16 protein-coding genes are annotated in these 12,952 nt (G+C 30.3%); 13 read left to right on the forward strand and 3 right to left on the reverse strand.

Annotated elements, in window-relative coordinates:
* Positions 1-26: 26 nt before the first annotated feature.
* The 9 genes from SALWKB2_RS02385 (at position 27) to SALWKB2_RS02425 (ending at position 7,814) form a co-directional block, all read left to right on the forward strand.
* Complete coding sequence (locus SALWKB2_RS02385) at positions 27-428, forward strand: hypothetical protein (RefSeq protein WP_025330093.1); 402 nt, start codon at positions 27-29, stop codon at positions 426-428.
* A 519-nt stretch (positions 429-947) separates the two neighbouring features.
* Positions 948-1,232 carry a YrhB domain-containing protein gene (locus SALWKB2_RS02390; RefSeq protein WP_025330094.1) on the forward strand — a complete coding sequence of 95 codons (285 nt, stop codon included), beginning with the start codon at positions 948-950 and terminating at the stop codon, positions 1,230-1,232.
* A gap of 369 nt (positions 1,233-1,601) precedes the next feature.
* A complete protein-coding gene (locus tag SALWKB2_RS02395) occupies positions 1,602-2,207 on the forward strand; it encodes a hypothetical protein (RefSeq protein WP_025330095.1) in 606 nt (201 codons plus the stop codon).
* A 721-nt stretch (positions 2,208-2,928) separates the two neighbouring features.
* On the forward strand, positions 2,929-3,300 hold the full coding sequence (locus SALWKB2_RS02400) for a hypothetical protein (RefSeq protein WP_025330096.1): 372 nt from the start codon (positions 2,929-2,931) through the stop codon (positions 3,298-3,300).
* Positions 3,301-3,347: 47 nt separating this feature from the next.
* Positions 3,348-3,659, forward strand: coding sequence for a hypothetical protein (locus tag SALWKB2_RS02405; RefSeq protein WP_025330097.1), 312 nt, complete (start codon positions 3,348-3,350; stop codon positions 3,657-3,659).
* 337 nt (positions 3,660-3,996) lie between these two features.
* On the forward strand, positions 3,997-4,938 hold the full coding sequence (locus tag SALWKB2_RS02410; protein ID WP_025330098.1) for a HEAT repeat domain-containing protein: 942 nt from the start codon (positions 3,997-3,999) through the stop codon (positions 4,936-4,938).
* A 103-nt stretch (positions 4,939-5,041) separates the two neighbouring features.
* Positions 5,042-5,923 (forward strand): hypothetical protein, encoded by an 882-nt coding sequence (locus SALWKB2_RS12335; protein WP_025330099.1) that lies wholly within the window; start codon positions 5,042-5,044, stop codon positions 5,921-5,923.
* Between the two features lie 613 nt (positions 5,924-6,536).
* Entirely contained in the window at positions 6,537-7,151 is a 615-nt protein-coding gene (locus tag SALWKB2_RS02420; RefSeq protein WP_025330100.1) for a hypothetical protein, read from the forward strand.
* 27 nt (positions 7,152-7,178) lie between these two features.
* Entirely contained in the window at positions 7,179-7,814 is a 636-nt protein-coding gene (locus tag SALWKB2_RS02425) for a hypothetical protein (protein WP_025330101.1), read from the forward strand.
* Positions 7,815-7,992: 178 nt separating this feature from the next.
* Here SALWKB2_RS02425 and SALWKB2_RS02430 read toward each other — a convergent pair.
* A protein-coding gene (locus tag SALWKB2_RS02430) for an IS3 family transposase (protein ID WP_370530642.1) occupies positions 7,993-9,074 on the reverse strand; the annotation gives its coding sequence in 2 pieces (ribosomal slippage) (positions 7,993-8,831 and positions 8,831-9,074; 1,083 coding nt in all).
* Positions 9,075-9,207: 133 nt separating this feature from the next.
* Between SALWKB2_RS02430 and SALWKB2_RS02440 the strand changes: the two genes are divergently transcribed.
* Positions 9,208-9,627, forward strand: a complete 420-nt coding sequence (locus SALWKB2_RS02440) for a hypothetical protein (RefSeq protein WP_148295345.1) — start codon at positions 9,208-9,210, stop codon at positions 9,625-9,627.
* Between the two features lie 114 nt (positions 9,628-9,741).
* On the opposite strand, the gene SALWKB2_RS12240 is transcribed toward SALWKB2_RS02440, so the two are convergent.
* A complete protein-coding gene (locus SALWKB2_RS12240) occupies positions 9,742-9,891 on the reverse strand; it encodes a hypothetical protein (RefSeq protein ID WP_157784988.1) in 150 nt (49 codons plus the stop codon).
* Between the two features lie 577 nt (positions 9,892-10,468).
* Here SALWKB2_RS12240 and SALWKB2_RS02445 point away from each other — a divergent pair.
* Entirely contained in the window at positions 10,469-11,215 is a 747-nt protein-coding gene (locus SALWKB2_RS02445) for an XRE family transcriptional regulator (RefSeq protein WP_051506377.1), read from the forward strand.
* 61 nt (positions 11,216-11,276) lie between these two features.
* On the opposite strand, the gene SALWKB2_RS11545 is transcribed toward SALWKB2_RS02445, so the two are convergent.
* Positions 11,277-11,999: a S24 family peptidase gene (locus tag SALWKB2_RS11545; RefSeq protein ID WP_025330106.1), complete on the reverse strand. Its 723-nt coding sequence runs from the start codon at positions 11,997-11,999 to the stop codon at positions 11,277-11,279.
* A 113-nt stretch (positions 12,000-12,112) separates the two neighbouring features.
* Here SALWKB2_RS11545 and SALWKB2_RS12685 point away from each other — a divergent pair, with 113 nt between their 5' ends.
* Positions 12,113-12,217, forward strand: coding sequence for a Cro/CI family transcriptional regulator (locus SALWKB2_RS12685; protein WP_144353316.1), 105 nt, complete (start codon positions 12,113-12,115; stop codon positions 12,215-12,217).
* 204 nt (positions 12,218-12,421) lie between these two features.
* On the forward strand, positions 12,422-12,940 hold the full coding sequence (locus SALWKB2_RS02455; RefSeq protein ID WP_080690428.1) for a helix-turn-helix domain-containing protein: 519 nt from the start codon (positions 12,422-12,424) through the stop codon (positions 12,938-12,940).
* Positions 12,941-12,952: the final 12 nt, after the last annotated feature.

Below are 12,952 nucleotides of genomic sequence, written 5' to 3' on the forward strand. Positions count from 1 at the left end.
TCATAGAAAATACAGGGTTAAAAGATATGCAACAAATTGATGATTTTGGGTTGGGAACAATAGAGTTTGTAAACTATGGTTGTGATTTATTATTACAATTAACAAGTGTCTACCATGAAGGCGCAGAAATGGGAAAAGTTATATGTAAGGATGTTAAGTTTATTTCTTTTTCGAATTTTGATTTAGAAAAGGATGAGGGATTTGGGTGTCGTTATATTCCATCAATGTTTATTAAAAAATTAGACAATATTTGGTTAGAAGAGCCTTATAAAACAGGACGTTCTGTAATTTATACTGATATTGCTGAAGAAAAAATAGCCGCTTATGAAATTAATTTGGAGACTGGGGATTTTGAAGGAAGAATTATTTGTTTAGAAATCATATTGGATATTAAAGATAAATATAAAAATATACTTATTGAAGTGTAAGCTTTAACTTTTATGGACTAAAATTTTTTGGTTTTAAATCATGACTTAATAGTTAATCTAAACATAATTACTCAATCAATAATTTAAAATATACGTTATTGTTATTCAATAGCACGTCAAAAAATGGATGTTATAATAATCCAATTTGATCCACTTAGTTTGACTCTGCAAAGGTTTGCTGTTTAAGCTTTGTGTTAGTGTGTCGATAAAAGCACTTATTATATCGGTATAACTTTAAATGGCAATATTGACTTGAATTAATACTGCATTATGTAGAAAAGGTTTATCAGCAAAGAGTATGTATTGCGGTTGATTTTGTAAGTCAATTGATTAAAAATTGATTTTCCTATAGAAAAGATTTATTTTATCGATTTCTTCAGGTTAAGAAAGGGGTAAAATGGTTCAGAAGAAAAAAGGTTAGTGGTATAAAAACTGTAATAATTACTGAGTGAGATATCTTAAGGATAATTTGAGGTAGTTATTGAAGATTTATATATAAACTGAAAAGAGGACTAAATAATGATTAAGTTTACCGAAGCTTTAAAATTGGCAAGAAACCATATATCTAAAATGAATATTTATTGTGAAATTGTTCATATAGAAAGATTTTCTGAAGGCTGGTATTTTTGTTATCAATCTAGAAACTATTTAGATACAGGCAATTTTTCTGATATATTAGCAGGTAATGCTCCTATTATAGTTGATAAAGATACTGGAGCAGTCATTAATACAGTATCTGCTTATCCTATAGAACAATATATAGAAAAATATATAAATGAGAAAAAATCAAAATCTAAAAAATAAATTCACTAAAATCCTATCTGAAAAATTGACTGAAGTTGTTTAGGAGTTATTTAAAAACCGATATGATAATGACTGTTATTATATATCAGTGAAATTGTACATAACTACATATAAATATTGAGTTAGATGGGAAGGATAATCACCATATTCAGAATATCAGATATAGTTATTATTGTGTGCACTAGTTGATTTTGTTAATTTAGTTCTGACTTCCAAATTTGTAAAATACTAAAACTAAGTAAAAAATCGTTAATAAAAATTTGATAAAGTAGATATAGTCTGGAAAATATTAAAATACAGATACCATAAAGTTGAAAAAATTAATAAAATAAGCTAATTTAGATAAACTACTAAATATTATTTCATCCTATGATAGAAAAAGAAAATATATTATATAGAGGCTTATGTCTTGCTAAAAATGATTATTTTGCTGCAAAAATTTCCTATTCTCGTGTATTTGGAATAAATATTGATTTAAGCATAGTTATTTATAGAAAAGATACGTGGGAATCTTATAAATCTTTTTACTTTAAAGGCTTAGCTTCTGGTGCTGATCAAAAAGAATGGTTTAAAAAAGCTGAAAAAATGGTGATGCAGTTAGATAAGCCTGAAGACTGGAAAAGACCACATCGTTATTGTTTAGCACTTTATGCTAAACAGGTATTAGAAGATGATTTTTTTAGAGAAAATTTATACTTCGACAAAGAAATAAATAGTAAATATATATACAATTATACTATGACTTCGCGTTTAAAGGAAACTGTGTTAATCAAAAAATTAAACCTGTTATCGGAAGAAGAAAAAAAACAGTTATTTATACTGCGCGAATGGGAAAAAAATATATGGGCTTATGAGGATATACATTATGCACTGTTTGGTCGCGAGTATCTTTACAATAATCTGCATGATAAGGAAAAATTTTCAGATTATTATGAAAAATACAATACAGAATTTCAAATTTTCCTTTCAGACTAAAAGCGGTTTATAAAAAGTATTATATATTGACACTGGTGAAGGTAATCGAAAGTGTCGTATGTTAGGAAATTGCAATATAACAACCTTTATAAATCAGATTTTCCATCAGGGAAGTAAAAATAAAACCATCTGATTTATCCTGCAAAAGACTCGTTTATCTAAAAATACCTTTTAAAACACCTTAGCTGTAGCTACAACATTAGTAATTATCTGAATAGGATTAGCAATGATTCTGTAATGAACAGGTATGCTCTATAAGCTAGGTGATGAGTATAGACAGAAGGATGTTATCAACATCCGATAATCGAAATTTAAATGCTATATCATCAAAGCTAAACAGTAACAAAATACAAAGCTCGAAAATTATGAAACGTGTTGTATTTGAAAACAGTAAACTGAATTCCATAATCGAAATACCAGAAATCTGTAGTTTCAGAGACAATAAAATGATATAAACTTAATTTTTGTAAATGACTGCTAAAATTAAAATGGACAAACAGAGCGGTATAGATTGATCTAATATGATTACCAAAGTGTATAAATACCTAAGGCTAAGTGAGTGTGAATCTCTCAGGATAAGAAATCCAAATACCAAAATGTTTAATATATAAGAGATTTTATAGCTATAAAATATATTCTGTTATAGGCAGAATACCAGAAATAATGAGATTGGGAAAAAATAGTATTACATTAATCAATGCAACCATAATGGTGTAAATATATGTGGAAAAATATAAGCAACAAAGAATGCTTTAAACAATATGATGTAGAAAAGGTAGTTGCAGAATTTATGATTTCAATGCCAATATTACCAAATGGAAAATTGAAAATTAGAATTATTGACTTTGAGGAACAGTTTGATAAATCATTAAAAAGATATTTGGGTAGTACTAATATACTGATTATAAAAAAATATGTTTCTAACGGGGAAATTCTGGATGGAGCGGCTTTAGGTCCAGTTGAAGATGGGGATACTATTGAAGAAGCATTGGAAAATACTATTCGAGGTTTTTTTGAGAGAATGAAAGAGTGCAATCTGGAAAGCTTAACTGATGAAGATATAGAATATGATGACTACTGTATAAATATGTAATATTCAAATGAGATAAATTATTATATTATAAAGATAGGAGATATTGTATGTGGCGCCAAATAAATTTTAAAAATGTAAAAATAGAAAAACTGGTCGGCGAATTTGGTTTTTGGGTGGATATTAATTATCCTTTCAATAGGATGACGATTAGGATATATGAAAATGCAGAAGGTGAATTCAGGGGGTGCACAAGTCTGGCTTTTAAATTTACAGACACAGGTAAATTTGAAAACAATTTAGGTAACGGAACCAGCCTAGAGGAAACACTAAATAATGTAATAATGAAATTTGACTCGCTTGTAAAAGAAGTGGGTCATGACAATCTTGAATGTAAACCTGTAGATTGGCATATTTTTTAATGGGAATTAAGAAAAAAAATCTCTGTGAAAACAGAGATTTTTTTTGCTGCTAATTTGCTGAAAAAATTTATACTAATCAGAAAGAAAATTAATCGGGATATTTATATAACATCTATTAAACTGTACTAGAACAAATTTTTGATACTTAGATGGAGAAAACCGATAAAAGACCATTTGACGGAATTGTAAGGTGATCGAATTTCAGATTGATAAAATGTATCAGTAATGTTAATTAATCCAGGTATAATTATGAATTACAGGCTAGATTTTATAAAAAATACGGAAAATTAGAAATTTAAGAGTCCAAAAATAAAGATGAAAAAACAGGAGTAATGTAATGGTGATATCAGATCCTGAAATGGAAACAACAGCCAAAAAGAAACAAAATGCTGAGGCTATAAAAAGCAATGAAATATCGAAATATGTTAAAAACCAAGAAGATTTTGAATTTCAGTATTGGGAGCAATGTCGTCATTTGTCTGAAAAAGAATTAGTTGCTTTACTTAGCCATGATAATTTCAACTTAAGTTTAGAGGCTGCAAAAGCATTACTGTTAATAGGAGGAAGTAAAGTTATTAAACTTGCTCAAGCAGATAGTTATAATAATAGCTATAAACGCAGAGCGCTGGCTGCTTTTATTTTAGGACAAATCAGGCTAAACACTAAAGAAGAAAAAAATTCTTTGAAAATACTATATGATTTAGCTTTAAATGATCAGTCTGCTATCGTGCGTTCTTACGCGGTATTATCTTTTGGCCAACGATATAAGGGGATTAAAAATAAAAACTTAGATTCTTTATTAGCCCTTGCTCAAAAGACCATTCTGGATAAATCTTTCAAGGTGAGAGCGAATACTGCCATTGCTTTATCCATGTTTGATTATGAAGTATCAATTCCATTACTGATTAAGCTTTTAAAAGATACTCACAGTGAGGTAAAAAACTGGGCGGCATTTGCAGTGAATGTAAATGGCTATGATACACCGGAAATCCGAAATTGTTTTGTCTTATTATTGAAAGAAAATAATTTTGATGTTCGATATGAGGCAATAACTGGTTTAGCAAAGAGGCTTAATAAAAGTGTTGCTCAGCTTATAATTCAAGAATTAAGTGAAGATAAGATAGATGATAGAATGATAGAACTAATAAGCTACTTAAGAGATGATTCGTTATTACCTGTGCTTTATCAGATAAAAGATAAATTTGGCTCATCCAAAAAATTAAATATGTGTATAGAAAATTTAGAGAAATTAAAAGTCAAAACAAAATTTACCCAATAGAAGTTTTTTATGGCTTGAAGAGCAATAGCGGAGAGTAAATTCTCTGAAAAATGCAGGCGAGTAGTAAAGTGAGAACTGATAATGACAGAAAAAAAGTGGAGGTATGATGATGGTAAGATCAGCATATGATAAAAAAAAGGATGATATTCACTTTGAGTATTGGCAACGATGCAGGTATTTACCTGAAGATAAATTAATAGCTTTGCTTGATCATGATAATTTTAAATTAAGCTTAGAAGCTGCAGCATCATTGCAGTTAAGGGGTGGAAGTAAAATTATCCGGCTTGCTCAAATGGATAGTTTTAGTAATCGTTATAAACGCAGAGCCCTGGCTGCTTTTATTTTAGGACAAATCAAGTTAAACACTAAAGAAGAAAAAATATCTTTGAAAATATTGTATGATTTAGCTTTAAATGATCAATCTGCTATCGTACGCTCTTATGTGGTATCATCTTTTGGTCATCGCTGTTTTGGTCATCGCTGCGAAAAAGCTAAAAAGAAATACGCAGACACTTTATTATCCCTTGCTCAAAGTACCGTACTGGATAAATCTGTCATGGTGAGAGTAAGTACAGCTTTTGCTTTATCCGTATTTAAAAATAGAGCATCAATACCATTACTGATTAAACTTTTAAAAGATACTCATAGTGAAGTAAAAAATTGGGCGGCATTCGCGGTGAATGTAAATAACTATGACACACCGGAGATTCGTAATTGCTTTGTATTATTATTAGATGAAAAAAACTTTGAAGCTCGATTTGAAGCAATAATTGGTTTAGCAAAGAGGCAAGATAAGCGTGTTACTCAGATACTAATTCATGAATTAAGTCAGGAAAGAATATATGATGAAATGGTTGAGGTTACAGCATATCTGGGAGATGTTTCTTTATTACCAACTCTTTATCAAGTAAAAGATAAATTTGGTACATTCAAAGAATTAAACACTTCAATTAAAGTGTTGGAACATTTAAAGTCAAAACTATAGATTTTTGAAATTAGATAAGATAGGTTAATGCACAAAATAAAAACAATGAATTGATAAATTATACAGTAGATCACCCTAAGCTAGAAGATATAACAAATATTGCAATAGCAAGAATGCAAGCGTTGAATAAACCAATTAATTTACAGAATATTTCAACAATTGATGATTATATAAAAGCATTAGCTGTTAAAAAGTAGATAAATTATTCATTTTGAATATTCGGTAATTTCATTATACTTCTAAATAAAAATGTCGGATAGAAATAAGCAGAAATTATTTTTTATAAGATTAATGAAATAATTTTGACTTATAATTTCAAGCATTATTAAATGCCAATTTATAAACTAAAAATACGTTGAAGATTCTAAAAAAATATGATACTAATGCATGAGTAAATAAATTTACGCATTAATTTTACATTAAAATAATATGGAAAGCGGATTAAGAAGAGGTTATTTGGCAAGAAATGATTATTTCATTGTTACTCTTACAGGATTTATATACAGACTAGATACATGGGAATCATATACATATTGTACAGAAATTCTATTTGCAAATTTAGAGAAAAAAGATAACTCTGCTTTAAATACACAACTAAATATTATTTTAGCCTATGAAAGAACAAGATATTTATAGAGACTTATGTCTTGCTACAAATGATTATTTTGCTGCTAAAATTGCTTACACTGATGTTTTTGGAACAGATATCGATTTATACGTAGTTATTTATAGAAAAGATACATGGGAATCTTATGAGTCTTTCTCATTTTTTGGATTAGCATCTGGTGCTGATCAAAAAGAATGGTGTAAGAAAGCTGAAAAAATGGTGATGCAGTTAGATAAGCCTGAAGACTGGAAACGACCGTATCGTTATTGCGTGGCTCGATATGCCAAACAGATTTTAAAGGATGATATTTTTAGTGAAAATCTAAATTATAACAAAGATATAAATGATAAATATATATATCGCTACACAATGATTTCACGTTTAAAGGAAACTGCATTAATCAAAAAATTAAATTTATTAACGTATGAAGAAAAAAAACAGTTGTTTATACTAAAGGATTGGGAAAAGAAAGCGTATCGTTATGAGGACGTATTTTATGGAGTCTTTTGTCGAAGATGTATGTATGAATTTTTGAATGATAAAGAAATTTTTGAAAAAGATTACAAGCGATATGAAGTAGAATTCGAGCGATTCAGAAAAGAATATGAATTATTTAGATAAATATTATTTAAAATAAGCTGATATTTTATGAATAAAATACAAAACAAATTTATAGGATTATGTCTGGCAAAAAACAATTATTTTGCAGCCACTATTTGCCGTTTGGAAGAAGTAGAAGGTTATGTTAATTTATATGTAATGGTGAATAGAAAAGATACATGGGAATTTTATAAATCTTTTAATATTCAAAGTATGTTCTCTGATTTAGGGCAGAAGCAATGGTTTGAGACTGCGGAAAAATTTATTGCTCAGTTAGAAAAACCTGAAGACTGGAAAAAACCACATCGATTCTGTTTAGCCCGCTATGCCAGACAAGTGTTTGCTGATAGTATTTTTCATAATAATTTAGCTTATTTTAAAGAGGTCAACGATGTAGGTGTATACATATGGTATTACTATAGGAATTCCCGTTTTCAGGAGGTTATATTAATTAGAAATTTAAATTTATTATCAGCTGAAGAGACAAAGCAGTTATTTATACTTAAAGAGTGGGAGAAACAGGCGTTTCCCTATCAGGATATACATAGTGTACTTTATGGTCGAAAATATCTGTATAAACGCATATATAATAGAAATAAATTTAAAGATTATTATGAGAAATATAACAATGAATTAAAAAATTTTATTGCTGAAAACAAAGACAATATTATTGGAAAATCTTAAAATTCATTGTATTTAACATAGATGACAAGGTATTCGAAATGATTATTAGATATACCTTTATTCTATAAAATATACTTAAAAAGATTATGGTGAAAATTTATAATAAAAATAGATAAGCTTGTCAGAGTCATATCCCGATGTAAATACCCCATTGTTAGCACACAAACCAAGTAGAAAATCATGCTATTTGTTTCATGTTTCTATATTCAATTGGTGTCATATTATTTAATGCTTCATGCGGTCTTTCTGTGTTATATATTTCTAACCATTCTTCGGTTATTTTTCTTGCTTGTTCCAGATTTTTAAATATATACAAATCTAATACCTCCGTTCGATATGTGCGGTTAAATCGTTCTATGTAGCCGTTTTGATAAGGACTACCAGGTTTAATGTAATCTATGCTTATTCCATGTGATTTTGCCCAGCTTGTGAATCTGTTTGAGGTAAATTCTGTGCCATTATCAACTCGTATTTTTAATGGATAACCGTAATATTGAGCCAGTCTATCTAAATACCGGGTAATTCTACCTGCCGATAAACTGACCGCAATATCAATGCCTAATGCCTCACGATTAAAGTCATCAATAACATTAAAGGTTCTAAATCTACGATGATTTTCAGAACGATCACTCATAAAATCCATTGACCAACATTCTCCCAGACGACTTGGTACTGATAATGGTTGTGGATAACGCTGGGGTAATCGTTTATTTCGTTTCGAACGAATGTTGAGTTTTAATTGACAATGAACCCGATAAACCCGTTTATGATTCCACTTATATCCTAGTTTCCTGATTCGATGAAAACACTTAGGAAATCCCCAACGTAAATGCTTGTCTGTTATTGACTTAAGTAACGAAATAATCATAGAGTCATCTGCCGATTTAGGTTGGTAGTAGTAAGCACAGCGACTTAAATTCACAATAGTGCAACTCATTTTAATTGTTACACAGTATTGTGACTGAAGTGTTTGTGCCCAACACTTACGAACTGCCGTTGGCACTATAGCTTTTTTATTATTTCTTGCTGAAGCTGAGAGGTTAAGCTTAATTCGGCATACATTTGTTTGAGTTTACGATTTTCAGCTTCCAGCTGTTTTAAGCGCTTAATATCCGAAGATTGCATACCGCCATATTTATCCCGCCATTTATAAAAAGTAGAAACGGCCATACCATATTTACGGCAAAGCTCTTTGACAGAGATGCCAACTTCAGCTTCATTTAAAATAGATACAATTTGATGCTCTGAAAATTTTTTCATATTGAAATTCTCCTTAAAAATATCATAGAGAATTTTCTACTTTCTTGTACTATTTTAGGGGATAGTTACAGAAGAATTCGTAGAGGTAAGAAAAGATCTATTATCTACATTAGCTAAATATCGTTTGGACCCTTTGCCACCTGATGAATACAAAAGGCTTAGAGAAAAGTACGGTGATGATAACTTAATCAGTGCTGTTACATATTTCATTGGAGAAGGAATGATTCCATCAAATGCTCGTGATAGCGATTGTAGTGGACCATTTCTAATTTCACCAAATCTTCGACTTACTTCTACTGGTTTTAATTATGCTACAAATGATCCTATAGGCAATGAAATCAACTCAATTACAGTTAAATTACACTCCAATACTCTCCAACAGCTTGAATCTATTATTAATGCTTCAAATCTTACAGAAGAAAATAAGAAAACACTTTTAATGAAATTAAAAGAAAATGGTGGGGAGTATTTTATAACTAAGTGTATAGATTTTGGATTTTCAAATGTTAAAATTGCAAGTGAAATGTTTCTTGAATATCTAAAAAACATGTAATTGAAATTTTACCCAATAAGCCAGCCTTAATAAGCTGGCTTTATTTTATCCTGTAATTGTAATATTTACAGGTTCCCAATATTTTCTATCGTGAATAGAATTATAACTAAAGTATCATTCTCCGAGTTCTATTCTAATTTTAGTAGAATCAATAAATACCCCAGAATTTTCAGAAAAGAAAATAACAATAAATCCATTTTTGATATTTTTGCGAGCAACTGGATATTTAATTTGTTCCTTAGGCAGCTCAGTAACTTCCATCATAACTAACTCCTTTCAAATATATCTAAGTGATAGCAGCAGTATTTAAATTGACTGCTACAAGTTTAAAAATTAAAGCGCACTTATCATTGATAAATGCGCTACGATTTTTAAACTGTATTCAACTACTCAAATAAAACTGATTGATAACTGTTATATCTGGGAATTTGTCATCCAGATATAAACTACAAAGCTAATATTTAAAGTCGTTCTCCTTTCATAAAGTTCTTTGGATTTTTAGACTTTTCTGTTTGTAAGTCCTACATGAACTTACCAATTTTGTTTCGGCCGCCCGCGAAGGCTTAACGGCTTGCCAGCAAGCTCCTACTTGCCTCAGGCTTTTATATTCCGCTGCCTTGAGCCGATGCGGATAATGCTACGAATAAAAATAATCAACTGAGTTGATTAAATCGTTTTAATGGTTGGAGTATAGAAAAATAAACAAATTATCTATTATTGACGTTATATTCTGATTTTAAACAATAAAAAGTTTAGAAAACTAAATTTAAAAATAAAAATGGTAGTGATATGTAAAAATATGTAACAATTAGATATTAAATTAATTTATTGACAGAGCTACATGAATAAGAAAATGCATGAAACAGCAGCAAGATTGTATAAAGTCGTGGCGAAAAATAACAATATACACAAGCAAAGTGAATTAGCTCATGTTCTTGGTGTCGTTCAGCAATCAATTGTAAACTGGGAAAAAAGAGGAATCTCAAAACAAGGATTGCTGCTGATTCAGAAAAAATTAAAAATCAATCCAGATTGGTTAGTATCTGGAGTTGGGAATGAATTAATTATCGATAATTCAAACGACGGAATTAATAATCAATCAAATATCGAATTATATGGTGATTTCTTTTTGTATGATGAAAATTCCCTCTTTTCTGGGCATTATGTACTGATACCTTTGTATCATGACACTTATGCACTTGACGCAAAAACAGGTATTTACCGTTATCAATTTAATCAATCTGATTTCAAATTGCCATGTTCCAAAGAATTATTAAAAAAATTTGGCGTCCAAAAAGAGAACGTAGTTTGCATAACAGTTGCCGGCAGCAGTATGGAGCCTGTTTTAAAAGATGGCTCTATTGTAGCTATAGATACATCAAGTAAAATTATTAAGGATGGAAGGATTTATGCGATTAAACAGGGCAGCCTTGTTAGAATCAGAAAATTATATAGAATCGCAAGCGATGTCTTAAAAATTAGTTGTTACAATCAAGAAGATAAAGCATATGCTGATGAGCTAGTAAAAATTGATAAAATAGAGATCATCGGTGTAGCCTTTTGGTGGTCTGTAGTTCAAAGTATTTAAATTAAATATATAAAGCCGCTAAAAGCGGCTTTTATGCAATATTCATTATTCATTTTAAAATTTATATATCTAGAAAATCCAAGGGCAAAGCTTTCCAAAATTTACCATGGATAACTAACTGGTCTATTTCATTAGGTTTAATGTCAAAATCTGTATCTGAATATAATTTATTATCAGATATTACTTTAATTACACCTGATTTCCCCCTTGCTAATCTTTTGATGTATGTATATCCATCAAATGTAATTAAATAAACACCACTATCTTGAAATTTATCTATATCTGTTTTAATTAATGTAATAGATCGCCTTGGTATTGTTGGTTCCATTGAATCGCCATCAGGAGGCATTAGTTGTACTCCTTGTAAATTAGTCGTTCCTAGTAACTCTAAAAGAGCGTCATTAGGAATTTCAATAGTTCTAAGAAGTTCTGGAAATTCAGGAATTATGATTCCTTGACCGCAAGAAGCACTCATATCATATAATTTCAGGGTTGTGGTATTACTATCGGCTGCTTCCAATGGACTATACATTTTATATGAATCAAATAAATTAATAGCATTATCTTTATATTTATTTCCTGTTCCATTTGCTAGCCATTGTGCTGAAAATCGTGTTTTCTTCTCTAATTCTAGTAACGGCTTTTTCCCAAGACCTGTATCACCATTAAACCACTGATGAACTAATCCTTTGCTAACCTTAGCAAAATCTGCAAGCTGTGTTTGGGTTTTTAATCCATACTCCCGCATTAATTCATGAAGACGTTCTTTTAGCTTATTTGTCATAGTATAAATGTCCTTTCATTTGTTTAGTATTCTTAAACTATAAAAAGTATAGTTTACTTTATAATGTTTAGTAAACTATACTTTTGATAGTTTAAGAATAGAAAGCTAACAAAATGTATGAAAAGGATAATAGATTCATAGAGATATTAGGTGGCGATACGGCTGTAGCAAAATTATGCGGTATAACACGCGGTGCTGTTTCGCAATGGGAAAAATGAGGTATTCCAAAAGCTCAACTAAATTATTTAAAGACACTGAGAAAAAAAGAATATATAAATATTTTTATAAGTAAAAATTAAAAATTTTATTAATAACCTTTTAATTAATAGTGTTTATTTTTTATTTCGGCACTAAAAGAATGTGGTTAGTTATGACTGCAATTAAAACCAAGCACGAGTTTAGGTAATTTAAGGGGGTTAGTAATAAATTCCCAATCAGAACAAATTCTGAAATACCTACAGGCGGGTAACGCTTTAACGCCCTTAGAAGCCTTGCGCAAATTTAATTGCCTGAGACTGGGTGTGCGTATCTACGATTTACGACAGAAAGGATATGTCATTAATTCATTCCTTACAACTCACACAGCTATGCATGCAGCAGAAAGTGCATCAGCACTATTCAATGCAGGAGACAAATACCGTGCAGGGCTTGCGTTTAAAACTGCATATGAGCGCATCGTTAGCGAGAAGAAGGCAAAAGGTATACAGCCAGATTGGTACGTTAGCGCAGGGCTTGATAAAGAACAGTTAGCGCAACTAATCACAGAAGCGGCGGCAACAGGGAAAATTACAAACGATTATGCCTTAGCTTTATTGCCAGCAGGCGAAGAGCGCATGAATATTGAAGCCGGAAATCTTCTAACCGATAAACAAAAAGAAGAGGGCAAAGCCCGGTTAGGAAATCTGCTTAATTTAATAACGCAAAAATGCGCGCTGAATTAACAGGGGATCACA

The organism is Snodgrassella alvi wkB2, assembly GCF_000600005.1.
GTDB lineage: Bacteria > Pseudomonadota > Gammaproteobacteria > Burkholderiales > Neisseriaceae > Snodgrassella > Snodgrassella alvi.